We start from the raw sequence: 24,808 nt of genomic DNA, 5'->3' as shown, positions 1-24,808 counted from the left end.
CCCCATCGGAAACCGCTATCCGACCGATCCTTCCAGGGAAATCGCCACCAGTTGCTGCGCCTCCATGGCGAATTCCATCGGCAGCGCCTGCAACACCTCCTTGCAGAAACCGTTGACCACCAGCGCCACCGCCGCCTCTTCGCCAATCCCGCGCGAGCGGCAATAGAACAGCTGATCGTCATCCACCTTGGAGGTCGTCGCCTCATGTTCGACCCGGGCGGAATTGTTGCGCACTTCGATATAGGGCACCGTATGCGCCCCGCATTGGCTACCGATCAACAGGCTGTCGCACTGGGTATAATTGCGCCCGTCCTGCGCCTTGGGATGCATCGAGACCAAGCCGCGATAGGTGTTCTGCGCATGGCCTGCGGAAATCCCCTTGGACACGATGCGCGACTTGGTGCGCTGGCCCAGATGGATCATCTTGGTGCCGGTGTCGGCCTGTTGGTAATTGTTGGCGATGGCGATCGAATAGAACTCGCCCTGTGAATCATCGCCGCGCAGGATGCAGGAGGGGTATTTCCAGGTGACCGCAGAACCGGTTTCCACCTGGGTCCACATCACCTTGGCCCGGTCGCCCCGGCAATCGGCGCGCTTGGTGACAAAGTTGTAGATCCCGCCCTTGCCGTTCTCATCGCCCGGATACCAGTTCTGGACGGTGGAATATTTCACCTCGGCATCTTCTTCGATGATGATCTCAACCACCGCCGCATGCAGCTGCGCAACATCGCGTTTCGGCGCGGTGCAGCCCTCCAGATAAGAGACATAGCTGCCCTTGTCGGCGATGATCAGCGTGCGTTCGAACTGACCGGTGTTTTCGGCATTGATGCGGAAATAGGTCGACAGCTCCATCGGGCAGCGCACCCCGGGCGGGATGTAGACAAAGGAGCCATCGGAAAACACGGCCGAATTCAGCGTGGCATAGAAATTATCGCTGACCGGCACCACGGAACCGAGGTATTTCTTGACCAGTTCGGGATGCTCGCGGATCGCCTCGGAGATCGAGCAGAAGATCACCCCGGCCTTCTTCAGTTCATCCTGAAAGGTGGTGCCGAGCGACACGGAATCAAACACCGCATCCACCGCCACCTTGCGGCCCTCGGCCGGGACCGCCTCGGCGCCCTCGACCCCGGCCAGGATCATCTGTTCCTTCAGCGGGATACCCAGCTTGGCATAGGTGGCCAGCAGCTTCGGATCGACGTCATCCAACGATTTCGGCTTCACCGCCATGCTCGATGGCCGGGCATAATAATACTGGCTCTGAAAATCGATCTCGGGATAGTCGACCATCGCCCAATCCGGCTCTTTCTTGGTCAACCAGCGGGCATAGGCCTCCAGCCGCCACTCGGTCATCCAGGCCGGTTCCTTGTTCTTGCTGCTGATCAGGCGAACGATATCCTCGTTCAGCCCCATCGGCGCGTAATCGGTATCGATCTCGGTGTTCCAGCCGTATTTATAGGTGCCGGCCAGGGCGACGGCATCCACCGTCTCCTGATCGACGCCATCCTTGACACCGGTGTCACTGCCACTTGGGCGGTCCATAGTGGTCATTGCAAACCTCTCATCCTCACGCCGCGCGGGCGCGATGCTTCCTGCGTTGGGCCAGCCAGCTATCGGCAAAGCGCATGATCTCGTCTTCGGTCGTGTTCAGCCCCAGGCTGACCCGGATGGCGCTGGCGGCGGCGGTCTCGTCATAGCCCATGGCGCGCAGCACTTTGCTTGCCCGCACCTTGCCGCTGGAACAGGCCGAGCCGGCGCTGATCGCAAAGCCTTGCAAATCCATCTGCATCACCTGGGTTTCACCCTTCCAGCCCGGATCGACCAGGCAAGAGGTGTTCGGCAAGCGCGGGCTGTCCTTGCCCGCAAACATAAGTCCCTCAGCCTCCGCCGCAAGCCGCGCCTCCAGCCCATCGCGTCGCGCGGCCACCGCGTCCCAGAGCCCATCGGCCAGATCCCGCGCCGCCGCGGCGGCGGCCGCGCCAAACCCGGCGATGCCGATCACATTCTCGGTGCCCGCCCGTCGGCCCATTTCCTGACCGCCGCCGCGAATTCGCGCCGCCAGCTCGGTACCGCGTTTCAGCACCAGCGCGCCAATGCCCTTTGGCCCGCCCAGCTTATGCGCCGACACCAGCGCCATGTCGCATCCCAGCCAATTGAAGGCCAGCGGCAGCTTGCCAAAACCCTGCGTCAGATCGCTGAGCATCAAACCGTCCGGCAGATCCTGCAGCACCCCGGTTTCCGAATTGGCCAATTGCAGCGCAGCCCGCGCCGAATCGCCCACCGCAACCTGTCCGGCCCCATCGACCGGCAGGTCATCCACGCACCAGGCCAGCACCGCATCATGTTCGACCGCACCACAATGCAGATCACGCCCGGCCAGAGCCAGCGCCGCCGCCTCGGTGGCGCTTGAGGTAAAGACGATATCGGCCCCCTCGGCCCCGAGTGCCGCCGCCAGCTGCGCCCGCGCCCGCTCGATCAGCGCCTTCGCCGCCCGCCCCTCGGCATGCACGCTGGACGGATTGCCACTGACATCCATCGCCGCGATCATCGCCGCCCGCGCCTCGGCGCGCAGCGGCGTGGTCGCGTTGTGATCAAGATAGACCCGCCCGCTCATGCGCCACCCCGGGCTTCATCTTGCCCAAAATATTCCCCCCGGAGGGTCGATACCGGCACAGGCCCGATGCCGGGAAAGATGTGCCGGCCCCGGTTCACGGTGCCACCTCATCCGCCACGTCATCGACGACGGTGAACAGCGCCGGCACCGCCGCGCAGGGAGTCAGCCCATTGCCGACCACATCGGCCAGGCTGGTCTGATGCAGAAACACATAGACATGGGCGCTGAGCGATTCCCACAGCCGGTTGGTCACCGATTGCGCCCGCGATCCAGATAGCCCGCCACTGGCCCCGGCCCCCTTGTGCAGCGCCGAGACGGTCTCATCGACAGCCGCCAGAACATCGGCCACCTTGATCTCGGCGGTGGGCCGGGCCAGGCGATAGCCGCCGCCGGGGCCGCGCACCGAGTCCACCAGCCCGGCGCGGCGCAGCTTGACAAAAAGCTGCTCCAGATAGGGCAGCGACACCGCCTGACGCTGGGCGATCTCGGCCAGGGTCACCAGGCTGTTTGCCGGTTGCAATGCGATATCGGCCAACGCCACCATCGCATATCGCCCCTTGGTGCTCAGCTTCATTCGCACGACCCTCCAGCCGACCCGTTGGGCCAGCTTCTGTTCAGACTTTGTTGACGTTCCGGGCACCAACGCTTATCTCGCAGGTTAGCCCGATCCGGACCAACCCGGACTTAGAACTGTTCTAATGTGCCCGAGCGAATTCGTCAAGAATTCCCGCGACGCCCGCAGGAGCCTGCGCCAAACCATGCCTGAAGTCATTTTCGCCGGCCCCGAAGGCCGCCTCGAAGGCCGTTATCACCCGCAAAAAGAGCGCGACGCGCCGATTGCGATCATCCTGCACCCGCATCCACAATTCGGCGGCACGATGAACAACAAGGTTGTCTACAACCTGCATTATTCGTTCCACAAAATGGGCTTCACCGTGTTGCGGTTCAATTTCCGCGGCGTCGGACGCAGCCAGGGCGAATATGATCAGGGAATCGGCGAATTGTCCGATGCCGCCTCGGCGCTCGACTACCTGCAATCGATGAATAACAATTCCAAACATTGCTGGGTTGCAGGATTTTCCTTCGGCGCCTGGATCGGCATGCAATTGCTGATGCGGCGGCCGGAAATCACCGGTTTCATCTCGGTCAGCCCGCCCGCGAATATGTATGATTTCTCGTTCCTGGCGCCCTGCCCGTCCTCGGGGCTGATCATCAACGGCACCGCCGACCGGGTGGCACCGCCTGCCGACACCGCAACCCTTGTCGGCAAGCTGCAAGAGCAAAAGGGCATCACCGTCACCCATGAACAGATCGAGGGCGCCGGGCATTTCTTTGAAGAACCGCATATGGACACGATGATCGGCACGGTCAGCGATTATGTGAAACGGCGGCTCACAGAAACCTCACGGTAAACGCATGTCAACACTGGAAAAACTCGCCTCAAAACTGGGCGAAGACGTGATGAAGGCAATGGACGAAACCGGCGACCACCGGCTGTTCATGGAGGTGTCGAAAATCATCGGCGCCGCTTCCCAGACCCTGGAAGAGGCCTTTCTAACCGATATCCGGGTGCGCCTGGCCGAACGCAAGGGCCGCGAACTCTTGGCGCGGCGGTTGCAGCAGCACCGCAGCACGACCACGCCGCGATGACTGCCCGCCTCGACGCGCAGATGGCGTTTCTGATCGAGGCCGACCGGCTGAAATCGATTCTGCGCGCCACCCCGATCGCCGATGATTCCCGGCGCGAAAACTCCGCCGAACATTCCTGGCACCTGGCATTGTTTGCGCTGATTCTGGGCGAACACGGCAAGGATGTCGCCATCGACCGGGTGATCCGGATGTTGCTGATCCATGATCTGGTGGAAATCGACGCCGGTGACGCGCCGATCTATGGCGAGGTTGATTCCGCCGCTGTTGCCGTCGCCGAATCCGCCGCCGCCGACCGGATATTCGGGCTGCTGCCAGCGGATCAGGGCGCCGAGCTGCGCGCCCTCTGGGAAGAATTCGAAGCCAATGACTCCCCCGACGCCCGGTTTGCCAAATCCGTCGACCGGTTTCAGCCGCCGAACCTGAACCTCGCCTCTGGCGGCGGCTCCTGGCGCGACTATTCGGTCAGCTATGAGATGTTCGAGGCCCGGGTCGGCGCCAAGATCGCCCATGGCGCGCCAAATCTCTGGACCTGGATCGCACCGAAAGTGCGCGCATTTCTGTCGCGCTAGGGTGCGCCCCCTTGGCAAGTGTCGCGCTCTAAGCAAGGCTGGGCCGTCAGCGGAGGCGCATATGCCGGATTATTACGACCTTGGCCCCTATTCCTATCCCGTCACCACCCGATCAGCGGCGGCGCAGCTCTGGTTTGACCGCGGGTTGAACTGGACCTTTGGCTATAATCACGAAGCGGCGGTCGGCTGTTTTCAGGAGGCGCTGAACCAGGATCCCGATTGTGCCATGGCGCATTGGGGCATCGCCTATGCCACCGGGCCGAATTACAATTACCCTTGGCTGCTGATGGATCAGCCGACCCGCGCCAACATCCTGAAAACCGCGCATGAGGCGAGCCAGACGGCGCTGGCCCTGGCCGACAATGTCAGCCCGGAAGAGGCGGCGCTGATCCGCGCCCTGCCTGTCCGCTATCCACAGACAGACCCGATCCAGGATCAGCGGCCCTGGGACGATGCCTTTGCCCAAGCGATGCGGTCAGCGCATCAGGAACACCCTGCAAGCCTGACCATCAGAACGATTTTTGCCGAATCGATGCTGAATAGAACGCCGTGGAAAATGTGGGATCTGACCACTGGCGCCCCGGCCGCCGGGGCCGATACGCTGGAATGTCAGACACTGCTTGAGGCGGCGCTGAACGCTGATCCGCTGGCGATGCAACATCCCGGGATCCTGCATCTCTACATCCATCTGATGGAAATGTCGCCGACCCCGGAACGGGCGCTGAAAGCCGCCGATGCACTGCGCGATCTGGTGCCCGACGCCGGGCATCTGGTGCATATGCCGACCCATATCGACGTGCAGGTCGGTGCCTATCGCGACACGCTCCACTGGAACGAAATGGCGATCAAGGCCGATCTGAAATTCTATACCCGCGAAGGCGGGATGAATTTCTACACCGGTTACCGGCAGCACAATTACCATTTTGCCATCTATGGCGCGCTGTTCCTCGGCCAGATGCAACCGGCGCTGGCGGCGGCGCGCGGCATGCGCGACACCACGCCCGAAGAGATGCTGCGGATCGAAAGCCCGCCAATGGCGGATTATTTCGAAGCCTATCTGGCGATGGAGCCGCATATCCTGATCCGCTTCGGCAAATGGCGTGAGCTGATTGCGATGGATCTGCCCGAGGATACAACGCTTTACGCGACGATGAATGCCACCCTGCTCTATGCCAAGGCGCTGGCCCATGCCGCCCTGGGCGAGCTGCGCGAGGCGCTGGAATTTGAACGGCGCTTTCACGCCGCGGCCGATCTGGTGCCAGAGGGGCGCTATCTGCATATCAACCGGGTCAGCGACCTGCTGGCGATTGCCCGTGAGATGCTGCGCGGTGAGATCCTCTATCGGCAGGGCGATTTCGACGCCGCTTTCGCCGCGCTGCGCCGCTCTGCCGCGCTTGACGACGCGCTGCCCTATGATGAGCCCTGGGGCTGGATGCAACCGGCCCGTCATGCGCTGGGGGCGTTGCTGTTTGAACAGGGGTTTGTTGCCGAGGCCGAACAGGAATACCGGCTGGATCTGGGATTGACCCCCGGCCTGCCCCGGGCCTGCATCCATCCTGATAATGTCTGGTCTTTGAAGGGCTTGCACGATTGTCTTGAGGCGCGCGGCGAACAGGTCGAGATCATCGCGCTGCGGCAGAAACTGGATTTCGCCCTGGCGCGGGCAGATGTCGAGGTCGCTGCGTCCTGCTTCTGCGCCCAGGCGGCGATGCAGGGGTGCTGCGGGTAAGCCATCCGCTATTTCTTTGCCGCGATGACCTTTTCCGCCAGGTCCCGGGCGATGCCATAGGCGCCCTTGATCTTGTCGCTGTCCTTGCTCCAGTCGCGGCGCACCACGATCTTGTTGTCCTTGACCTTGGCCAGCCCGCGCTGATCCTTGATGAAATCCACCAGCCCTTCGGGATTGGCGAATTTGTCGTTGTGGAACTGGACCGTCGCGCCCTTGGGCCCGCCGTCGAGCTTGGAAATCCCGGCGCGTTTGCACATCCCCTTGATCCGCACCACCAGCAGCAAGGTGTTCACCTCTTTCGGCAACTTGCCGAAGCGGTCGATCAGCTCGGCGGCAAAGCCTTCCAGATCGACCTTGCTCGACAGGTTCGACAAGCGCCGATAAAGGCCAAGACGCAGGTCGAGGTCCGGAACGTAATCTTCTGGAATCATGACAGAAACACCGAGGTTGATCTGTGGCGACCAGGAATCTTCCAAATCGCTCAACCCGTCCAGCTCGCCGGTCTTGATCTTGGCAATCGCCTCTTCCAGCATCTGTTGATAGAGCTCGTATCCGACATCGCGCATATTGCCCGATTGCTCTTCGCCCAGCAGGTTGCCGGCACCGCGAATGTCCAGATCCTGCGATGCCAGGGTAAAGCCGGCACCCAGCGTGTCGAGCGTGCCCAGCACCCGCAGCCGTTTCTGCGCCTGATCGGTCAGCTTGGCCCGCGGCGTGGTGGTCAGATAGGCATAGGCGCGGGTTTTCGAGCGCCCGACCCGGCCCCGGATCTGATAGAGCTGCGCCAGCCCGAACATATCGGCGCGATAGACCACCATGGTGTTGGCGCTGGGAATATCGAGGCCGGATTCGACGATGGTGGTGGCCAACAGCACGTCGAACTTGCCGTCGTAGAACGCGTTCATCCGGCGGTCGAGGTCGCCCGCCGCCATCTGGCCATGGGCGGTGACGACGCTGACCTCGGGCACTTGGGTTTTCAGGAACTCCTCGACCTCAGGCAGGTCGGAAACCCTTGGCACCACAAAGAAACTTTGCCCGCCACGGAAATGTTCACGCAGCAATGCCTCGCGGATGGTGATCGCGTCGAATTCGCTGACATAGGTGCGGATCGCCAGGCGGTCGATTGGCGGGGTGCCAATGATCGACAGATCGCGCACGCCCGACAGCGACAATTGCAGGGTGCGCGGAATCGGCGTCGCGGTCAGGGTCAGCACATGCACGTCGGAGCGCAACTGCTTCAACCGTTCCTTGTGGCCGACGCCAAACCGCTGTTCTTCATCCACGATCAACAGGCCGAGATTCTTGAACGACACGCTCTTGGCCAGCAACGCATGAGTGCCGATGGCGATGTCCACCGTGCCGTCAGCGACGCCTGCCCGAATCCGGGCTGAATCCGACGCATTAACGAACCGAGACAATGGGCTGACCTGCAAAGGAAAACCCCGAAATCGTTCAGCAAAACCCTTGTAGTGCTGGCGCGCCAGCAGCGTGGTCGGTGCGATGATTGCCACCTGCACCCCGGCCATCGCGGCGACAAAGGCGGCACGCAGCGCCACCTCGGTCTTGCCAAAGCCGACATCGCCGCAGATCAACCGGTCCATCGGGCGGCCCGAGGCCAGATCGGCGAGCACATCCTCGATCGCGGCCAGCTGATCGTCGGTTTCCTGATAGGGAAAGCGCGCCTGGAACGACTCCCAGGCGCCTTCGGGCGGTTCCAGAACCGGGGCATGGCGCAGCGCGCGCTCGGCCGCGACCCGGATCAACCGGTCGGCCATTTCCCGGATCCGCTGCTTCAGCCGGGCCTTCTTGGCCTGCCAGGCGCCGCCGCCGAGTCGGTCGAGCAGCCCCGCCTCATGGCCGTATTTCGACAACAGTTCGATATTCTCGACCGGCAGGTAAAGCTTTGCGTTTTCCGCATATTCCAGCACCAGGCATTCATGCGCCGCGCCGATGGCGGTGATCACCTCAAGGCCCAGGTAGCGCCCCAGCCCATGATCGACATGCACGACCAGATCACCGGCCGAGAGGCTGTGCGCCTCGGTCAGGAAATTCTCGGCCCGGCGTCTGCGGCGCGGCGAGCGGATCAGCCGGTCACCCAGAACGTCCTGTTCCGAAATGACGGTGATGTCGCGCCCCTGCCAGGGCCCGGAGAAGCCGTGCTCCAGGGGCCAGACCGCCAGATGCACCCCATGCTTGCCGATCCGACCGGCATTGGCGACCGGCACCGACCCCAGCAGCCCTTCGTCTTGCAAGAGCCCGTCCAGCCGTTCGCGTGCGCCTTCGGAATAGGACGCAACAACCACCGGACCCAGATCCAGCTTTGCGCGAATATGATCCGCCAAAACGCTGAAAAGGTGTACGTTTTCCATTTGCCTCTCGGGTGAGAAGCTGCGCCCGATACGGCCGCCCGCATCAACCACGCCGGGGCCAGAATGTTGTGGCAAGGGTGAAAACTGCACCACCCGATGATCGGCAATCGCCGCCTCCCAGGCGGGTTCGTCGAGATAGAGCAATCCCGGCGGCGCCGGTTTATAGACGCTGTCCATCCGCTTGCGATCATCCAGCGCGATCCGGCGGGTGTCGTATTGATCCTTGACGCTGTCCCAGCGATGGCGCCGGGCCGAGGTGATCTGATCGTCGAGCATCACGCTGGCGTCGGGCAGGTAATCGAACAAGGTCTCCAGCCGCTCGTGAAAGAAGGGCAGCCAGTGTTCCATGCCGTGGTGCTTGCGCCCGGCGCTGACCGCCTCATAGAGCGGGTCATCGGTGCCTGCGGCGCCGAATTCGACGCGGTAATTCTGCCGGAATCGGGTGATGGCCGCCTCGTCGAGGATAACCTCTGACACCGGCGCCAGTTCGACCACGTCAAGCTTGGCGATGGTGCGCTGGTTGCCTGCATCAAAGCGGCGAGCGCCGTCCAGCACATCGCCGAACAGGTCGAGTCGCACCGGCCCGCCCTCGCCCGGCGGAAAGATGTCGATGATGCCGCCGCGCACCGCGAAATCGCCCGGCTCGGTCACCGAATGCGCATGGGAAAACCCCATCCGGGTCAGGAAGTTGCGCAGCGCTTTTTCGTCGATCCGATTGCCGACCGTGGCGGTGAACGCCGCCTCTTTCAGCACCGCGCGGGCGGGCACCCGCTGGGTTGCGGCGCTGAGCGTGGTCAGCAGCACAAAGCGTTTGGGCATGCCATGCACCAGCCCGGCCAGGGTCGCCATCCGCGCCGCCGAGATGTCGGCGTTCGGCGATACCCGGTCATAGGGGGTGCAATCCCAGCCGGGAAAACGGATCACCGGCAGGGCGGGATCGAAAAAGGCCAACCCATCGGCCATCGACGCCATCCGCCGGTCGTCGCGGGCGATATGGATGACGGCGCCATGCGTCTCGACCTCACGCAGCAGCAATGCAGCGTCAAACCCCTCGGGCGCACCGCCAAGGGTGATATGCACGCCTTTCGCCATCAGCCTAGCCCAATGCGCCGATCGACAGGTTCTGCAACATGCCCCAGCTGGCGGTAACAAAGATCGAAACCACGCCGATCCCCTGCACCGCCAGCCGGTGGCGATGCAGCTGTGAATAGAGCTGTTGGCCGGTCATCTCGGCGCCACGCACCTTGCGGGCGGTGCGCAGAGACAACAATCCGACCAGCGACATCGGAAAGGCCAGCAGAAACACCGCCTGGGCAAATTCGAGGTGATAGTAAAATCCCATCACCGCCAGGGTGGTCAGCACGAAGCTGGCGAAGGAGGTCAGCATCAGGGCAGAGACTTCAGCGATATAGAGCAGACGCGAGACATTGACCTGCACCAGGGTTTCGAAATCCGCCGCCGCCTGCCCGCCGTTGCGCCGGGCGCGCAGGGCCATGTCCCAGGGCACACCCAGCACCCAATGGCTGGCCGAGGACCAGACCACCGCCAGCGCGATCCAGAACCAAAGGTTCGAAAACGACCGCATGTCGATCAATTCGAAAATCGTGTTGGACAGATCCACCAGACATACCCCAGCTTTGGTCCCGGCGCGGGGCCTGCGTGCCGCACCCCGGTTTGGGTTTTCGGCCGCGCCGACCCTCTTATCGCCAGGCAGCGGCAATTCCTACCCTTGAGATGCGGGGTGGTCCATGCCACTCAATACGGGCCTTTGCAACAGGAGCTGCCCCAGATGACCCCGCTTCACGCGCCGTTTCCGATGACCCGCTTTCGCCGGTCCCGTCAAACCCCGGGAATCCGCGCTCTGGCGCAGGAAAATACCCTCACCGCCGGCGATCTGATCTGGCCGGTGTTCGTGCGCGAGGGCGATGGCGTGGCGCGCGAGGATATCCCTTCGATGCCCGGCGTGCAGCGCCAGACCGTCGATGCGGTGGTCGAATCCGCGCGCGAGGCGGCGGATCTGGGCATCCCGGCGATCTGCCTGTTTCCCTATACGCCGATGGACAAACGCACCAAGGATTGCGCCGAGGCCTGGAACCCCGACAACCTGTCAAACCGGGCAACCCGCGCGATCAAGGCAGCGGTGCCGGGGCTGGCGGTGATGACCGATGTGGCGCTTGATCCCTATAACATCGACGGCCACGACGGCTTTGTTGTGGATGGCGAGATCCTGAACGATGAGACCGTCGAGGCGCTGGTCAAACAGACCCTGAGCCAGGCCGAGGCCGGGGCGGATATCATCGGCCCGTCGGACATGATGGACGGCCGGATCGGCGCGATGCGCCGGGCGCTTGAGGGCGCGGGCCATAAAAACGTGATGATCCTCAGCTATGCTGCCAAATATGCCAGCGCCTTTTACGGCCCGTTCCGCGATGCGGTCGGCGCCACCGGGGCGCTGAAGGGCGACAAGGCCACCTATCAGACCAATCCCGGCAATTCGGACGAGGCGCTGCGGCTGGTCGCCCGCGACCTCTCTGAGGGCGCCGATTGGGTGATGGTGAAACCCGGCATGCCCTATCTCGACATCTGCCGCCGGGTGAAAGACAATTTTGGCGTGCCGACCTTCGCCTATCAGGTGTCCGGCGAATACGCGATGATCAAGGGCGCAGGGCTGAACGGCTGGATCGACGGCGACAAGGCGATGGCGGAAAGCCTGCTCAGCTTCAAACGCGCCGGATGTGACGGGATCCTCACCTATTTTGCCCCCGACATGGCAAGGGCGCTGGCGGCGGGCTGAGGTTTCGCAGGGATTCGGCGGGTTCCGGCCTGCCTCACACAAGTCATAGTGACAGATCAGCCGACTGGGCCTATAGTTTGCGGCAATGCCGGAAAACCGGTGGCCCAAACCGGGCCTTGTTCGAGCATGTGAGGCACAAAATGAACAGATTTACCCGACGCGGATTCACATTGGCAGGGCTGGCCGCGCTGCCAGCGCTTGCGGCCTGCAGCAACGCGGTGGGCTCGCGCGGCGGCGAAACCCTGGACGCGCGGGTCGATGCCACCATCGAACATATGTACCGGACCATCCCCTCGTCACGGGAATTGGCCGACAAATCTATGGGCATGCTGGTGATGCCGCTGCAGACCGAGGTCGGGGTCATTATCGGCGGCGGCTACGGCAAGGGCGCGCTGCGGGTCAACGGTGCCACCATTGACTATTATTCCTCGACCCATGCCAATTTCGGCCTGCAATTCGGGGCGCAGCAATACGCGCATGTGCTGTTTTTCATGACCCAGGATGCGCTGGATTCGTTCCGCCATTCGCGCGGCTGGGCGTTGGGCGCCGATGTGGAATATGTATTCAACGACGCGGGCGAAAATCTGCGCGCGGAATCGACCACCGGGCTGGCCCCGATTGTCGCGGTGGTCTTTGGCCAGGCCGGGCTCAAGATCGGCGCCTCGCTGGAAGGCGTGAAATACAACCGCATCATCCCCTGAGCCGGATAAAGCGACGGGCCATCTGCCCGGCCTCGGTCCAGCCTTTTGCGTTTCGATGCCGCCTGAATGGTCAGGCCTGGTCCCACCAACAGCCTGCCAGCAGGTTTGCTGGCGGCGAAGGGCGCGGTGCAGGCGACGGCCGGGCGATTTCAACGCCGCCAAAAAACCTGCCGCGGCGGCGTTTTACTTTGCCATGGAAACAAGGCTTTAGCAGCTTACTGCGGTGACGATCAATTGCGGTGGCAAGGCGACGTTGCACCCCGGATATGGCAGGTGTTATAGTCCGCCCAACAAGATATAGACCTGCGCGGAACAAGGCTGATAACGTGAACGACACGCCGGAAACCCCTGATAACGAAGAAGAAACGCCCCGATCGGCCTATACGGGCCCGACCGTTTCGATCACTGAGGAAATGAAGACCTCCTACCTCGATTACGCGATGAGCGTGATCGTCAGCCGAGCGATCCCGGATCTGCGCGACGGTCTGAAACCGGTGCACCGGCGGATCCTGTTCGCGATGAACGAGGTCAACAACACCTTTGACAAACCCTATCGCAAATCCTCGCGCCCGGTGGCCGATGCGATGGGCAAGTATCACCCGCATGGCGATTCTGCGATTTACGACGCGCTGGTGCGGATGGCGCAGGACTTCTCGATGTCGCTGCCGCTGCTCGACGGTCAGGGCAATTTCGGCTCGATGGACGGCGATAAGGCGGCGGCGTTTCGCTATACCGAAGTGCGGATGGCCAAGGCGGCGAATTTCCTGCTGGCCGATATCGACAAGGACACCGTCAACTTTCAGGACAACTACGATGGCAAGGACCGCGAACCGACGGTTCTGCCGGCGCGGTTCCCGAACATGCTGGTCAATGGCGCAGGTGGCATTGCCGTCGGCATGGCCACCAACATTCCGCCGCACAATCTGGGCGAGGTCATCGACGCCACCCTGGCGCTGATCGACGATCCGGATCTGTCCACCGAACAGTTGATCGAACACGTGCCGGCCCCGGATTTTCCAACCGGCGGGCTGATCCTCGGCCGCTCAGGCGCGCGCAAAGCCTATCTCGAAGGGCGCGGCAGCGTCGTCGTCCGCGCCAAGACCCATATCGAAGAATTGCGCAAAGATCGCTACGCCATCATCGTGGACGAGATCCCCTATCAGGTGAACAAGGCGTCGATGATCGAAAAGATCGCCGAACTTGTCCGCGACAAGCGCATCGAAGGCGTTTCTCATGTGCAGGACGAAAGCGACCGGCACGGTGTCCGCGTGGTGATCGAACTGAAGCGTGACGCCACTGCCGAGGTGGTGCTGAACCAGCTGTTCCGCTTTACCCCGATGCAGGTCTATTTCGGTTGCAACATGCTGGCGCTGAACGGTGGCAAGCCGGAAACCCTGACGCTGCACGGCTTTCTTGCCGCCTTCATCACCTTCCGCGAAGAGGTGGTTGCCCGCCGCACCGCCTATGAATTGCGCCGGGCCCGCGAACGCAGCCACCTGCTCTGCGGTCTGGCGGTCGCGGTGTCGAATGTCGATGAGGTGGTCGCCACCATCCGCGCCTCGGCCGATGCCGCCGAAGCCCGCGAAAGACTGATGACACGGGCCTGGCCAGCCCGGGAGATTGCCGATTACATCCGGCTGATCGACGACCCGACCCATCGGATCAACGAAGACGGAACCTATAACCTGTCCGAAGCACAGGCCCGTGCCATCCTGGAATTGCGCCTGCAACGGCTGACCCAGATCGGGGTCAAGGAAGTCACCGACGAGCTGGAAGAACTGGCTGGCAAGATCAAGGAATACCTTGAGATTCTCGGATCACGCGACCGGATCATGGGGATCATCAGCAACGAGCTGCGCGAGGTGAAAGATCTGTTCGCGGTGCCGCGTCGCACCGAGATCGTCGATTGGTCCGGCGACATGGAAGACGAGGACCTGATCGAACGAGAAGACATGGTCGTCACCGTGACCCAGGGCGGCTATATCAAGCGCACCCCGCTGGCCGATTACCGCGCCCAGAAACGCGGCGGCAAGGGTCTGTCGGGCACCGGGTTGAAAGATGACGACGTGGTGACCTCGCTGTTCGTCGCCAACACCCACACCCAGCTGTTGTTCTTCACCACCGATGGCATGGTCTACAAGCTCAAGACCTGGCGCCTGCCCCAGGGCGGACGCACCTCGCGCGGCAAGGCGATCGTCAATATCCTGCCGATCCCCGGCGGCGTCTCGATCGCTGCCATCATGCCGGTGGACCGGGATGAGGAGGAATGGGCCGATCTGCAGATCGTATTCGCCACCTCGGCGGGCGATGTGCGTCGCAACGCGCTGTCGGACTTCACCAATGTGATGCGCAACGGCAAGATCGCGATGAAACTGCCCGAGGGCGTCGAACTGGTGAATGCCGGGATCGCCTCCGAAGAGGATGACGTGATGCTGGTCACCGATTCCGGCCGCGCGATCCGCTTTCCCAGCACCGCTGTCCGGGTCTTCAAGGGCCGCGATTCCACCGGGGTGCGCGGCATCCGCCTGCAAGACGGTGCCCGCGTCGTGTCGATGTCGGTGATCCGCCATTTCGAGGCCACACCAGAGGAACGCGCCGCCTATCTGCGGATGCGCCGGGCGATGGCTGGGCTGGCAGATGACGCGGAAACCAATGACGAGGATGACGCCGTCGCCGCCGATCCGAATTTCAGCCAGGACCGCTATGTCGAAATGTCGGCGGTGGAAAACCTGATCCTGACCATCACCGAAGGCGGCGCGGGCAAACTCAGCTCGTCGCATGATTATCCGGTGCGGGGGCGTGGCGGCCAGGGTGTCACGGCGATGGACAAGGCGATGCGCGGCGGTGCGCTGGTCGCCTCCTTCCCGGTCGAAATGGACGATCAGATCATGCTGGCGACCTCAAAAGGTCAATCCATCCGGGTGCCGGTCGAAGGCATTTCCTTCCGCTCGCGTTCGGCCGGTGGCGTCAAGGTGCTGGACACCGGTCGTGGCGAATTGGTGGTCTCGGTGGCACGTATTGCCGAGCAGTCCGACGACGAGGAACTGGAAGCGGGCGACACGGACGAGGCCTGATACCCGCGCAACATCGCCGCGTAATTCACTGTTATAAATGACTAGTATGAAAATCATCCGGCCCCGAATCGGGGCCGGATGATTTGCTTACAGATCGTACAGCGCGCTGAACTTGTCTTCGATATAGTCCAGCAAGGGCGCCGCTGTCGGGGCCGTGCCGCAGGCCTGGGTGATCACCTCGCGCGGGGTCATCAGCGCACCATGGCGCTGCACCGCACCGCGCAGCCAATCCGTCGCGGCGCTTGTGTCGGCCACCGCCAGCTGCGCATCCAGTTCCGGCACTTCGGCGCGCAGTTTTTCATGCAGGCATCCGGCATAGACATTGCCCAGGCTGTAGGTCGGGAAATAGCCGAACAGCCCGACCGACCAATGCACATCCTGCAAACACCCCAGCGCGGCGCGCGGCACCGCATAGCCGAAATCGGCCTTGAAGCGGTCGTTCCATGCGGCCTCCAGATCCGGCACCGCCAGATCGCCGGACACCAGCGCCCGCTCAAGGTCAAAGCGCAGCATGATATGCAGGTTGTATTGCAGCTCATCCGCTTCGGTGCGGATGAAATCCTTTTGCACCCGGTTCACCGCCGCGTAGAAGGCGCGCGCTGACTCGACGCCGATATCGCCAAACACGGTTTGCATTTCGCTGTAGAGCCAGCCGGTAAAGGCCTCGGAACGGCCGAGCTGGTTCTCGTAAATCCGGCTCTGGCTTTCATGCACCCCCATCGACACCCCGCGCCCCAGTGGCGTCAGCGCATAATCCGGCGCGATCCCCTGCTCATAGCAGGCATGGCCGACCTCGTGGATGGTTGAGTAAAAGCAGTTGAACGGATCATCTTCGCTGGTCCGGGTGGTGATCCGCACATCGCTGCCGGACCCTGACGAAAACGGATGCACCGCCTTGTCGATCCGCCCGCGACTGAAATCATAGCCAAAGACCTCGGCCAGTTTCCGGGTCAGCGCCATCTGCGCCGCCTCGGGAAAGGTCCCGCTCAACGCGGCGGGCGCCGGTTTCTCCAGCACTGCGGCGCGCAACGCGACAAGCCTCGGGCGCATCTCGGCGAACATCGCCTCAAGCTCGGCCGCTTTCATTCCGGGTTCGTAATCGTCAAGCATCGCGTCATAGACATCGCCGCCCGCCGCCAGCGCCGCGCCCTCCTCGCGCTTCAGCCGCAGCACCTCGCTCAGCACCGGCACGAAGGCGGCGAAATCATCCGCCGCCCGCGCCGCCGCCCATTTGCCCTGCGCCATCGAGGTGACCCGGGCGATCTCTGCCGCCAGCCGGGCCGGCACCTTGCTGGCCCGCGCATACTCGCGCCGGATCAGCCGCAGCTTGGAAGCCGCCACCGGCTCCAGATCGGCGCCCTCCAGCGCGCTCAGCCAGTCGCCCAGACGCGAATCGGTGCGGCGGGCGTGCAGCACCCCCTCGATCGCCGCCATCTCGTCGCCGCGCTGACCGGCGGCGCCTGACGGCATCACGGTTTCCTGATCCCAGCCCAGCCGCCCGGCAATCTGCGCCAGTGCTTCGGTGTCGCGCTGGAAGTCAAACAGCTCTGCCAGAATGTCGTTTCGCATCTCAGGTCCCTCGAATCGAAGTGACGACCGGATAGGCCGCGTAAAACCGGGCGCGCAGGATCAGCACCCAGGTCAGCACCGCCAGCAGCTGATGCACGATGGCAACCTGCCAGGGCGCGCCGGTGACAACCGTATAGATGCCCAGAACCACCTGCGCGCTCAGCCCGATAAAGGCCAGGGTGAACGCCGCCCTGGTGCTGCGATGCACCGAGCGGCGGGACCGCAGCAGCGCAAAGATTGCATAGAGGAACAGCGCATAGCCCGACATCCGGTGGATGAATTGCACCAGGCCGGGGTTTTCCAGCAGGTTCCGCCAGGCCGGTTCCAGCAGCCAGGGATCGGGCGGCAGCCAGCCGCCACCGATCGTCGGCCAATCGCTGAAGGACCGGCCCGCATCGATCCCCGCCACCAGCGCCCCGAGCAGAATTTGCAGAAAGGCAAAGTGCATCCAGCCGGTGGCGACCCCAAACACCCGCGTCTCGCGCAGGCGGCGGGCCTGCATCAGGTCACGCTCCTCACGGCCCAGCTGCAGCACGAACCAGGTGATGAACCCAAGGATTATGAAAGCCAGCCCCAGATGCACCGCCAACCGGTAGGAGGCGACGTCGAGCATCGAGCCATCCAGCCCCGAGGACACCATCCACCAGCCGACCGCGCCCTGCAGCCCGCCAAGCCCGCCGATCAACAGCAGCCGCGAATGCCACCCGGTCGGGATTCGCCTGGCGGCCCAGAGGCCAAAGAACCCCAGCGCCCAGACCAGGCCTATCACCCGGCCCAATTGCCGGTGCCCCCATTCCCACCAATAGATCGCCTTGAAATCGGCCAGGGTCATCCAGGCGTTTTGCAGCTGGAATTCCGGGATCTGGCGGTATTTCTCGAATTCCGCCTGCCACGCCGCCTCCGACAGCGGCGGCATCGCCCCGGTGAGCGGGCGCCATTCGGTGATCGACAGCCCGCTGTCGGTCAGCCGGGTCAGCCCGCCGACGGCGATCATCGCCACCACCAGCGCAAACAGCAGGATCAGCCAGCCGCGCAGCAGCCCGCGCGATCCACGCCGGGCGCGGTCGATGACCCCGGTCTGGGCCTGCGGTTTGCGGACCTCCCCGACCTCTTCGAAAATCGAACGCTTGTCACTCATCTCGGCCTCCTGTTGCCGGGAACCTAAGGCGGCGGCAGCGGGGCGGCAAGGTCACTTGCCGCGCTCTTTCCAGCGCACCATCTGCCGCATGATGCCATGCAATATCTGCACATCCGACCGGGTCAGCGGCATCCGGGACCAGAGGTTGCGCAGGGTCAGCTTCATGGTCTCGGCCTTGGTCTCGGGGAAAAAGAACCCCGCCGTCGTCAGCCGGTCCTCGTAATGCGTCGCCAGCACCTCGACCTCATGGGCGCTGGCCCACTCGGCGCCAGCCAGCTCAAACCGCTGGCCCGGCACGTCAACCCCCTGACGGCGCCATTCATAGGCGGTCAGCAACACGCATTGCGCCAGGTTGAGCGAGGCAAACTCCGGGTTCACCGGCACATTGATGATGGCGCTGGCCCGGGCAATGTCGTCATTCTCCAGCCCGGCCCGCTCCGGTCCGAACAGCACCGCCACCTTTTCCCCGGCGCTGATCCGCGCCCGCGTCTCTGCCATCGCCGCCTCGGGCGTCAGCACCGGCTTGCTCAGCCCGCGCGCCCGCGCCGTGGTCGCCAGCACATAGGAACAATCGGCAATCGCCGCCTCGGTGGTGGCGCTCAACCCGGCCTCATCCAGCAACCGCCCGGCGCCCGAGGCCATGGCGATCGCCTTCTGGTTCGGCCAGCCGTCGCGCGGATCGACGATCCGCATCCGGTCGAGGCCAAAATTCCACATCGCCCGCGCCGCACCGCCGATGTTTTCCCCCATCTGCGGACGCACCAGAACGAACACCGGCTGAGCCATGACACCCCTTTCGCAAAATCCTCCCGCCTCATATCACGCGCGGCCCCGGGGGCAAGACGCCGGCGGCCCGGGCTTCCTCTGGTCAAAAGTATCCTCGGGGGCGGCGCGGCCTGCCGCGCCGGTGGGGGCAGACAGCCCCCGGGGCTGACGCCAGCCAAGGCCCAGGCCTTTGGCCTTTTCCGCCCGCCACTTCCACGCTAAGACGTCGCAATCCCAAGGAAACAGTCGCCATGTCCGATGCAAATACCGATGCCGAGACCCCGCAACTCTATCTGATCACCCCGGCCGAATTCGATCTCTCGGCCTTTCCCGATCAGCTTGCCGCGATTCTCGATTCTACGGAAATCGCCTGCGTCCGCCTGGCCCTGGCCAGTCATGACGAAGACCGGATCAACCGCGCCGCGGATGCCTTGCGCGAAATCACCCATGCCCGTGACGTGGCACTGGTGATCAACAACCACTTCGTGCTGGCCGAACGGCTGGGGCTCGACGGGGTGCATCTGTGCGATGGCACCCGCAATGTGCGCAAGGCGCGCAAGGCGCTGGGGCCGGATGCCATCGTCGGAAGTTTCTGCTCCACCTCGCGCCATGATGGCATGTCAGCCGGCGAAGCCGGTGCCGATTACATCGCCTTTGGCCCGGTCACGGCGGGGGCATTGGGCAACGCCGAGGCGGCTGAGGACGAGTTGTTTTCCTGGTGGTCCGAGATGATCGAACTGCCGGTGGTCGCCGAAGGCGGGCTCGACCTGGCGGCGATTGCCCGGCTGGCGCCGCTCACCGATTTCTTTGGCATCGGCGACGAAATCTGGACCGCCGAAGACCCGCAGAGCGCCCTCAAGACGCTGCTGGCACCACTCAGCTGATCTGACGTTCCGGCGGCATCGCGCCGCGCACCGCCGCCTCGGCCGCGGCGGCCATCTGCTTGCGATCTGCCAGGTCGGCAGCGGCCAGCGCCGGATGCCAGATCACCTCGACCGAGCCGCCACGCCGGGCGCTCAGAATCTGGATGACATGGCCGCCAAACCCCATTTCCCCGAACCAGCCATAGAATCGCGGATCGGCGCCGTAAGGCGCATGATAGATCACGGTGATCGGCTGAATATGCAGTTTCGGGCGCAGTTCCGGGTCAAAGAACGCATCAAAAAGCGTTGATTTAAAAGGCAGAACCCGCATGTTGTCGGTCGAGGTGCCTTCGGGAAAAAACAGCAATTTGTGACCCAGCCCCATCCGGTCGCGAAACAGCTTGGTTTGCGCGCGCGCCTCGCGGCGGTCACGGCGGATGAACACGGTGCCGGTCGACCGCGCCAGCCAGCCGATTCCAGCCCAGCTCGCGACCTCGGATTTGGCGACAAAATAGACCCGCTGGGCGGCGTTCAGCACATAGATGTCCAGCCATGAGGAATGATTGGCCACAACCGCCCCGCCCTCGCGCATCGGCCGCCCCCTGGTCGACAGCCGCAGCCCGAGGATCCGCAGGCTGAGGAGACACACGAGTTGCACCTGGCGCCCGGTCACCGGCCGGTGCTGACCGCAGAGCGGCCGTTCCAGCAGCCGCAGCAGCAGCAGCACGATCAGCCCGCCAAAGTTCAACACCAGAAGCGGGATCAGCCGCAGCACCAGCCGCAGCCACCCGGCCAGACCGGGCGGCGCCGGATCCGGGAATTCCTGCTCCGGCATCCAGACCTGACTCACCGCGACCTCTCGCGGGTGTAGACGGTGCTTTGGCGCTGATTCATCTGCGCGGTGTCGAGGATCAGGCAGACATCGACGGTGTTGAAGGCGTAATCGACAAAGGCGCCCTCGCCGACGAAACCGCCCATCCGCAGGTAGGCCTTGATCAGTGACGGCACCAGCCGCATCGCCCGGCGCCGATCGATCTGGTCGTCGGGCATCAGATTCATCGACTGGAAATGTTCGGGTTGGGCCCGGGCGCGCAGGTCCTCCGGCGCCAGATGGCGATGATGCAACAGCGCCAGCGGCTCGGCCAGCGCCTGAACATCGGTGCCATGGAACGAGGCCACGCCGAACAGCACCTCGATATCATTGTCCGAAACATAGGTCGCCAGCGCGTTCCACAGATGCCACATGGCGATGCCGCCACGATAATCCGGCAGCAGGCAAGAGCGTCCGAGCTCCAGCAGCTTGCGCCCGGTGTTGCGCAGGGCCGTGAGGTCATATTCGGCTTCCGAATAGAACCGCCCGATCCGATCGGCCCGGTCCGAGGGCAGCACCCGATAGACGCCGACCACCCGGTCGCGCGGATCGGGATCGTCGCGGGCGTCGTCATAGAGCAGGAGGTGGTCGAAATAGGCGTCGAATTCGTCACGTTCCAACCGCGCCTGGTGATCGACCAACGGGCCGTCACTGCCCAGTTCCTCGACAAAGACCCGATAGCGCACCCGCTGCGCGGCCTCGACCTCCTCGGCGGTTTGCGCAATGCGCACGGAATACGCGGGCGCCCTTGGCGCCGGTTTCTGTGCAGGGGGCGAGGGTTCTTGGCCTTGGGACATTACCGCGCTTTTAGGCAAGCCGCAGGGGTGGTGCAATCCCCGCTGCAATGTTGGACGGAAGCACCGGAGCGCCGGTGCCAATTAACCCCTTGGAAACCATGTTCATGGTTCAAATACCGGGAGAAGCGCGATGCGGGTGCTGTCGATCACGACCTTGCCCGCCTCGGGAAAGTTGACAGTGATCTTGGTCCCGATGTTTGATTGCACCTGCCCAGTCCCCCAATCTGGCTGACCAGGATGGATAACCCGCATGCCAGGTTCAAGTAACGCGTTGAGGTCATTCATGTCGGCGACGGTCCAGGACAGGATGCGAAAGGGTTTTCATGTGGCAGTCTAATCATAATCTCGCCGCGCTCATAGGGTCACGTATCTGTCACGATCTGATTTCGCCGATCGGCGCCATTTGCAACGGGCTTGAACTGCTGTCGCTGGCGGGCAAACCGATCTCGCCCGAGATGGCGTTGATCTCGGAATCGGTGGAAAATGCCAATGCGCGCATCCGATTCCTGCGCGTCGCCTTTGGCCTGGCCAGCCCCGAGCAAAGCATCGGCCCTTCTGAAGTGCACAGCATCCTCAGCGATATCAGCGTCGGCAACCGGGTGCAGTTTCACTGGGCGCCAGAGGGTGAGTGCCCGCGCTGCCAGGTACGAGAAGTGTTTCTGGCCCTGCAATGTTTTGAAAGCGCAATGCCTCAGGGCGGCACCGTCACTGTCACCAGCGCGGGTGATTCTTGCTGGGAAATCTCCGGCCCCGCCGATCCGAACCGCCCGGATCCGCAGCTTTGGCAGGCGCTCTGTGATCCGGTCCTGCAGGCGCAGATCGCCCCGGCGCAGGTGCAATTCGCGCTACTGCCGACGCTGCTGACCGAGCGTGGCCGCCGGATCGCTATCGAAACCGGCGACAGCGGCATGGTAATGCGGTTCTGATCCGCCGCCCTGGCCAATCATGGCTTTTGTCCGCGCAGCCGGCGGACTAAGGTCTGCGCAAACCGGCAGGCAAGGCGCATATGACACAGGATCCTCTCGTCATCTTTACCCCGTCTGGCAAACGCGGCCGGGTCGCGGCTGGCACCAATGTGCTGGCGGCGGCGCGGGCGCTGGGCGTCGATCTGGACTCTGTCTGTGGCGGGCGCGGCATCTGCTCGAAATGTCAGGTGTCCCCGTCCTTTGGCGAATTTGCCAAGCACGGGGTCACCGTGCTGCCCGGCGCGCTCAGCGACTGGAACGCAGTCGAGGCGCGCTACCACGAAAAACGCGGGCTGAAACCGGGCCGCCGCCTGGGCTGTCAGGCGCAGATCCTGGGCGACATGGTGATCGACGTGCCTGCCGAAAGTCAGGTGCACCGGCAGGTGGTGCGCAAGGACGCGGCGGTCAGGGCGATGACCATGGATCCGGCCACGAGGCTCTATTATGTCGAGGTGGCCGAGCCGGATATGCACGAACCCTCCGGCGATTTCGAACGGCTTTGCACCGCGCTGAGCGCGCAATGGGAGATTGGCGCGGTCAGCGCGAGGCCCAGCCTGCTGCGCCGGTTGCAACCGGTCCTGCGCAAAGGCGGCTGGGCCGTCACCGTGGCGCTGTTTGCCGATCACAACGGCGGGCCTGCGGAAATCCTGGAGATCTGGCCGGGGCTGCATGAGGCCGGCCTCTACGGCCTGGCGATCGACCTCGGCTCCACCACCATCGCCGCGCATCTGTGCGATCTTGACACCGGCGAGGTCAAGGGATCCGCCGGGATCATGAACCCGCAGATCCGCTTTGGCGAGGATCTGATGAGCCGGGTTTCCTATGTGATGATGAACCCCGGCGGCGATGTCGAAATGACCCACGCGGTGCGCGATGCGCTGAATGACCTGGCGATCGAGATTGCCCGCGACGCGGCGATTGACCCCGGGCTGATCGTCGAAACCGTGGTGGTCTGCAATCCGGTGATGCACCATCTGCTACTCGGCTTTGACCCGGTCGAACTGGGCCAGGCGCCGTTTGCACTGGTCACCTCATCGGCGCTCACCCTGCCTGCGGCCGAACTTGATCTTTCAGCGATCAACCCCCGGGCCAAAACCTATATCCTGCCCTGCATCGCCGGTCATGTCGGCGCGGATGCCGCCGCGGTGTCGCTGTCGGAAGAGCCAGAGAAATCCGAGGATCTGGTGCTGATCGTCGATGTCGGCACCAATGCCGAATTGCTGCTCGGCAACACCACCCAGGTGCTGGCCTGCTCCTCGCCCACCGGCCCGGCCTTTGAGGGCGCACAGATTTCCAGCGGTCAGCGTGCCGCCCCCGGCGCCATCGAACGGGTGGAGATCGACCCGGTGACGAAAGTGCCGCGGTTTCGGGTGATCGGATCGGATCTGTGGTCCGACGATCCCGGCTTTGCTGCCGCCACCGCCGCCAGCGGCATCACTGGCATCTGTGGATCGGGCATCATCGAGGCGGTCGCCGAAATGCGCATTGCCGGCCTGCTCGATGCCTCCGGGCTGATCGGCTCGGCGGACCAGACCGGCACCTTGTTGAGCGAACCCGAGGGGCGCACCCATTCCTACCTGCTCTATGACGCCAGCGCCGAGGGCGGGCCGCGCATATCGGTGACCCAGGGTGACATTCGCGCCATTCAACTGGCAAAATCGGCACTTTATGCCGGGGCGCGGCTGTTGATGGATGAAATCGGCGTGGATCACGTCGACCGGGTGGTGCTGGCCGGGGCCTTTGGCGCCCATATCTCGCCCAAACATGCGATGGTGCTGGGGATGATCCCTGATGTGGCGCTGGACCGGGTCACCTCGGCGGGCAATGCCGCCGGAACCGGCGCCCGGATCGCGCTCTGCAGCCGCGCCGCGCGGGCCAGGGTCGAGGCCGGGGTGCGCCAGATCACCAAGGTCGAAACCGCCATCGCGCCGCGTTTCCAGGAACATTTCGTCGCCGCCAACGCGATCCCGCATGCCAGCGACCCGTTTGCGCATCTGCGCGCAGTGGTGCCCCTGCCCGAGGTCAGCTTCAACACCGGTGGTGATGGCGGCCGCGGTGGGCGGCGGCGGCGCAGAAAGGCTTGACCCGCTGACCACCTTGGCATAACTCACGCGGCACTGGCGGGTGTAGCTCAATGGTAGAGCAGCAGCTTCCCAAGCTGAATACGAGGGTTCGATTCCCTTCACCCGCTCCAGCTTCATTATAGCCAAAAGAACAAAACGAAAAAATCTCGATTAGGGCCTTGTAAACTCTTCGTGAGCCCCCAAGTCATGTAGGCCCCGGGGGGGGTAATCCCCCCCGAAAGTAGGGGGCTGCATAAGTAGAATTTTCTCGCCAAGG

21 protein-coding genes and 1 tRNA gene are annotated in these 24,808 nt (G+C 63.6%); 11 read left to right on the top strand and 11 right to left on the bottom strand.

The window, feature by feature from the left end; all coding sequences use genetic code 11:
* Window positions 1-15: 15 nt before the first annotated feature.
* The 3 genes from sufB to P1U48_RS10045 form a co-directional block, all read right to left on the bottom strand.
* A complete protein-coding gene (gene sufB / locus P1U48_RS10055) occupies window positions 16-1,551 on the bottom strand; it encodes a Fe-S cluster assembly protein SufB (RefSeq protein ID WP_301068846.1) in 1,536 nt (511 codons plus the stop codon).
* 16 nt (window positions 1,552-1,567) lie between these two features.
* Window positions 1,568-2,614 (bottom strand): aminotransferase class V-fold PLP-dependent enzyme, encoded by a 1,047-nt coding sequence (locus P1U48_RS10050; protein ID WP_301068845.1) that lies wholly within the window; start codon window positions 2,612-2,614, stop codon window positions 1,568-1,570.
* Window positions 2,615-2,708: 94 nt separating this feature from the next.
* Window positions 2,709-3,188 carry an Rrf2 family transcriptional regulator gene (locus P1U48_RS10045; RefSeq protein WP_301068844.1) on the bottom strand — a complete coding sequence of 160 codons (480 nt, stop codon included), beginning with the start codon at window positions 3,186-3,188 and terminating at the stop codon, window positions 2,709-2,711.
* 184 nt (window positions 3,189-3,372) lie between these two features.
* Here P1U48_RS10045 and P1U48_RS10040 point away from each other — a divergent pair, with 184 nt between their 5' ends.
* The 4 genes from P1U48_RS10040 (at window position 3,373) to P1U48_RS10025 (ending at window position 6,562) form a co-directional block, all read left to right on the top strand.
* Entirely contained in the window at window positions 3,373-4,026 is a 654-nt protein-coding gene (locus P1U48_RS10040) for an alpha/beta hydrolase (protein ID WP_301068843.1), read from the top strand.
* Between the two features lie 4 nt (window positions 4,027-4,030).
* Window positions 4,031-4,264, top strand: a complete 234-nt coding sequence (locus P1U48_RS10035; protein ID WP_301068842.1) for a hypothetical protein — start codon at window positions 4,031-4,033, stop codon at window positions 4,262-4,264.
* Window positions 4,261-4,833, top strand: a complete 573-nt coding sequence (locus P1U48_RS10030; RefSeq protein WP_301068841.1) for an HD domain-containing protein — start codon at window positions 4,261-4,263, stop codon at window positions 4,831-4,833. The genes P1U48_RS10035 and P1U48_RS10030 overlap by 4 nt, the downstream gene beginning before the upstream one ends.
* A 61-nt stretch (window positions 4,834-4,894) precedes the next feature.
* A complete protein-coding gene (locus P1U48_RS10025; protein WP_301068840.1) occupies window positions 4,895-6,562 on the top strand; it encodes a hypothetical protein in 1,668 nt (555 codons plus the stop codon).
* Between the two features lie 8 nt (window positions 6,563-6,570).
* Here the strand turns inward: P1U48_RS10025 and mfd are convergent, their stop codons facing one another.
* Together mfd and P1U48_RS10015 are read right to left on the bottom strand one after the other, a co-directional pair.
* The gene (mfd, locus tag P1U48_RS10020; protein ID WP_301068839.1) at window positions 6,571-10,023 is read right to left on the bottom strand and encodes a transcription-repair coupling factor; all 3,453 of its coding nucleotides are present in this window, start codon (window positions 10,021-10,023) and stop codon (window positions 6,571-6,573) included.
* Window positions 10,024-10,027: 4 nt separating this feature from the next.
* Window positions 10,028-10,552, bottom strand: coding sequence for a component of SufBCD complex (locus P1U48_RS10015; protein ID WP_301068838.1), 525 nt, complete (start codon window positions 10,550-10,552; stop codon window positions 10,028-10,030).
* A gap of 168 nt (window positions 10,553-10,720) precedes the next feature.
* Here P1U48_RS10015 and hemB point away from each other — a divergent pair, with 168 nt between their 5' ends.
* From hemB to gyrA, 3 genes are all read left to right on the top strand, one after another.
* Window positions 10,721-11,725 (top strand): porphobilinogen synthase, encoded by a 1,005-nt coding sequence (gene hemB, locus P1U48_RS10010; protein ID WP_301068837.1) that lies wholly within the window; start codon window positions 10,721-10,723, stop codon window positions 11,723-11,725.
* 140 nt (window positions 11,726-11,865) lie between these two features.
* Window positions 11,866-12,426, top strand: a complete 561-nt coding sequence (locus tag P1U48_RS10005) for a YSC84-related protein (RefSeq protein WP_301068836.1) — start codon at window positions 11,866-11,868, stop codon at window positions 12,424-12,426.
* A 326-nt stretch (window positions 12,427-12,752) separates the two neighbouring features.
* The gene (gyrA, locus tag P1U48_RS10000) at window positions 12,753-15,500 is read left to right on the top strand and encodes a DNA gyrase subunit A (protein ID WP_301068835.1); all 2,748 of its coding nucleotides are present in this window, start codon (window positions 12,753-12,755) and stop codon (window positions 15,498-15,500) included.
* Window positions 15,501-15,587: 87 nt separating this feature from the next.
* Here the strand turns inward: gyrA and P1U48_RS09995 are convergent, their stop codons facing one another.
* The 3 genes from P1U48_RS09995 to P1U48_RS09985 are packed head-to-tail and all read right to left on the bottom strand — an operon-like array spanning window position 15,588 to window position 18,993.
* A complete protein-coding gene (locus tag P1U48_RS09995; protein ID WP_301068834.1) occupies window positions 15,588-17,069 on the bottom strand; it encodes a carboxypeptidase M32 in 1,482 nt (493 codons plus the stop codon).
* Window position 17,070: 1 nt separating this feature from the next.
* Window positions 17,071-18,207: a heme A synthase gene (gene ctaA / locus P1U48_RS09990; RefSeq protein WP_301068833.1), complete on the bottom strand. Its 1,137-nt coding sequence runs from the start codon at window positions 18,205-18,207 to the stop codon at window positions 17,071-17,073.
* Window positions 18,208-18,258: 51 nt separating this feature from the next.
* Window positions 18,259-18,993 carry an RNA methyltransferase gene (locus P1U48_RS09985; RefSeq protein WP_301068832.1) on the bottom strand — a complete coding sequence of 245 codons (735 nt, stop codon included), beginning with the start codon at window positions 18,991-18,993 and terminating at the stop codon, window positions 18,259-18,261.
* Between the two features lie 230 nt (window positions 18,994-19,223).
* On the opposite strand from P1U48_RS09985, the gene P1U48_RS09980 reads away from it, so the two are divergent.
* On the top strand, window positions 19,224-19,856 hold the full coding sequence (locus tag P1U48_RS09980) for a thiamine phosphate synthase (RefSeq protein ID WP_301068831.1): 633 nt from the start codon (window positions 19,224-19,226) through the stop codon (window positions 19,854-19,856).
* On the opposite strand, the gene P1U48_RS09975 is transcribed toward P1U48_RS09980, so the two are convergent.
* The 3 genes from P1U48_RS09975 to P1U48_RS09965 all read right to left on the bottom strand — a co-directional run bounded on the left by P1U48_RS09975 (window position 19,849) and on the right by P1U48_RS09965 (window position 21,788).
* Window positions 19,849-20,670 (bottom strand): 1-acyl-sn-glycerol-3-phosphate acyltransferase, encoded by an 822-nt coding sequence (locus P1U48_RS09975; RefSeq protein WP_301068938.1) that lies wholly within the window; start codon window positions 20,668-20,670, stop codon window positions 19,849-19,851. The genes P1U48_RS09980 and P1U48_RS09975 overlap by 8 nt on opposite strands.
* Window positions 20,671-20,681: 11 nt before the next feature.
* Window positions 20,682-21,503, bottom strand: coding sequence for a GNAT family N-acyltransferase (locus P1U48_RS09970; protein WP_301068830.1), 822 nt, complete (start codon window positions 21,501-21,503; stop codon window positions 20,682-20,684).
* A gap of 102 nt (window positions 21,504-21,605) precedes the next feature.
* Complete coding sequence (locus P1U48_RS09965) at window positions 21,606-21,788, bottom strand: DUF3553 domain-containing protein (protein WP_301068829.1); 183 nt, start codon at window positions 21,786-21,788, stop codon at window positions 21,606-21,608.
* Between the two features lie 38 nt (window positions 21,789-21,826).
* Here P1U48_RS09965 and P1U48_RS09960 point away from each other — a divergent pair, with 38 nt between their 5' ends.
* The 3 genes from P1U48_RS09960 to P1U48_RS09950 all read left to right on the top strand — a co-directional run bounded on the left by P1U48_RS09960 (window position 21,827) and on the right by P1U48_RS09950 (window position 24,662).
* A complete protein-coding gene (locus P1U48_RS09960; protein ID WP_301068828.1) occupies window positions 21,827-22,429 on the top strand; it encodes a histidine phosphotransferase family protein in 603 nt (200 codons plus the stop codon).
* Between the two features lie 80 nt (window positions 22,430-22,509).
* Window positions 22,510-24,552 (top strand): ASKHA domain-containing protein, encoded by a 2,043-nt coding sequence (locus tag P1U48_RS09955; RefSeq protein WP_301068827.1) that lies wholly within the window; start codon window positions 22,510-22,512, stop codon window positions 24,550-24,552.
* Between the two features lie 36 nt (window positions 24,553-24,588).
* Window positions 24,589-24,662 (top strand) — tRNA-Gly (locus tag P1U48_RS09950).
* The last annotated feature ends 146 nt before the right edge of the window (window positions 24,663-24,808 follow it).

It is taken from the genome of Pseudooceanicola sp., from assembly GCF_029213205.1.
In the GTDB taxonomy this organism is placed as follows: Bacteria; Pseudomonadota; Alphaproteobacteria; order Rhodobacterales; family Rhodobacteraceae; genus Pseudooceanicola.
The sequence above is the reverse complement of the archived record's forward strand: the minus strand, read 5'-3'. Positions and strand labels throughout refer to the sequence as shown.

Bases quoted from the DNA above. Each gene is read 5' to 3' on its own strand.
- ctaA (WP_301068833.1), bottom strand. From the start codon at position 18,207: ATGAGTGACAAGCGTTCGATTTTCGAAGAGGTCGGGGAGGTCCGCAAA.
- P1U48_RS09980 (WP_301068831.1), top strand. From the start codon at position 19,224: ATGTCCGATGCAAATACCGATGCCGAGACCCCGCAACTCTATCTGATC.
- P1U48_RS10045 (WP_301068844.1), bottom strand. From the start codon at position 3,188: ATGAAGCTGAGCACCAAGGGGCGATATGCGATGGTGGCGTTGGCCGAT.
- P1U48_RS10050 (WP_301068845.1), bottom strand. From the start codon at position 2,614: ATGAGCGGGCGGGTCTATCTTGATCACAACGCGACCACGCCGCTGCGC.
- P1U48_RS10025 (WP_301068840.1), top strand. From the start codon at position 4,895: ATGCCGGATTATTACGACCTTGGCCCCTATTCCTATCCCGTCACCACC.
- P1U48_RS09985 (WP_301068832.1), bottom strand. From the start codon at position 18,993: ATGGCTCAGCCGGTGTTCGTTCTGGTGCGTCCGCAGATGGGGGAAAAC.
- mfd (WP_301068839.1), bottom strand. From the start codon at position 10,023: ATGGCGAAAGGCGTGCATATCACCCTTGGCGGTGCGCCCGAGGGGTTT.
- P1U48_RS09965 (WP_301068829.1), bottom strand. From the start codon at position 21,788: ATGAATGACCTCAACGCGTTACTTGAACCTGGCATGCGGGTTATCCAT.
- P1U48_RS10035 (WP_301068842.1), top strand. From the start codon at position 4,031: ATGTCAACACTGGAAAAACTCGCCTCAAAACTGGGCGAAGACGTGATG.
- P1U48_RS09960 (WP_301068828.1), top strand. From the start codon at position 21,827: ATGTGGCAGTCTAATCATAATCTCGCCGCGCTCATAGGGTCACGTATC.
- sufB (WP_301068846.1), bottom strand. From the start codon at position 1,551: ATGACCACTATGGACCGCCCAAGTGGCAGTGACACCGGTGTCAAGGAT.
- P1U48_RS10040 (WP_301068843.1), top strand. From the start codon at position 3,373: ATGCCTGAAGTCATTTTCGCCGGCCCCGAAGGCCGCCTCGAAGGCCGT.
- P1U48_RS10030 (WP_301068841.1), top strand. From the start codon at position 4,261: ATGACTGCCCGCCTCGACGCGCAGATGGCGTTTCTGATCGAGGCCGAC.
- P1U48_RS10005 (WP_301068836.1), top strand. From the start codon at position 11,866: ATGAACAGATTTACCCGACGCGGATTCACATTGGCAGGGCTGGCCGCG.
- P1U48_RS09975 (WP_301068938.1), bottom strand. From the start codon at position 20,670: ATGCCGGAGCAGGAATTCCCGGATCCGGCGCCGCCCGGTCTGGCCGGG.
- hemB (WP_301068837.1), top strand. From the start codon at position 10,721: ATGACCCCGCTTCACGCGCCGTTTCCGATGACCCGCTTTCGCCGGTCC.
- P1U48_RS09955 (WP_301068827.1), top strand. From the start codon at position 22,510: ATGACACAGGATCCTCTCGTCATCTTTACCCCGTCTGGCAAACGCGGC.
- P1U48_RS09995 (WP_301068834.1), bottom strand. From the start codon at position 17,069: ATGCGAAACGACATTCTGGCAGAGCTGTTTGACTTCCAGCGCGACACC.
- P1U48_RS09970 (WP_301068830.1), bottom strand. From the start codon at position 21,503: ATGTCCCAAGGCCAAGAACCCTCGCCCCCTGCACAGAAACCGGCGCCA.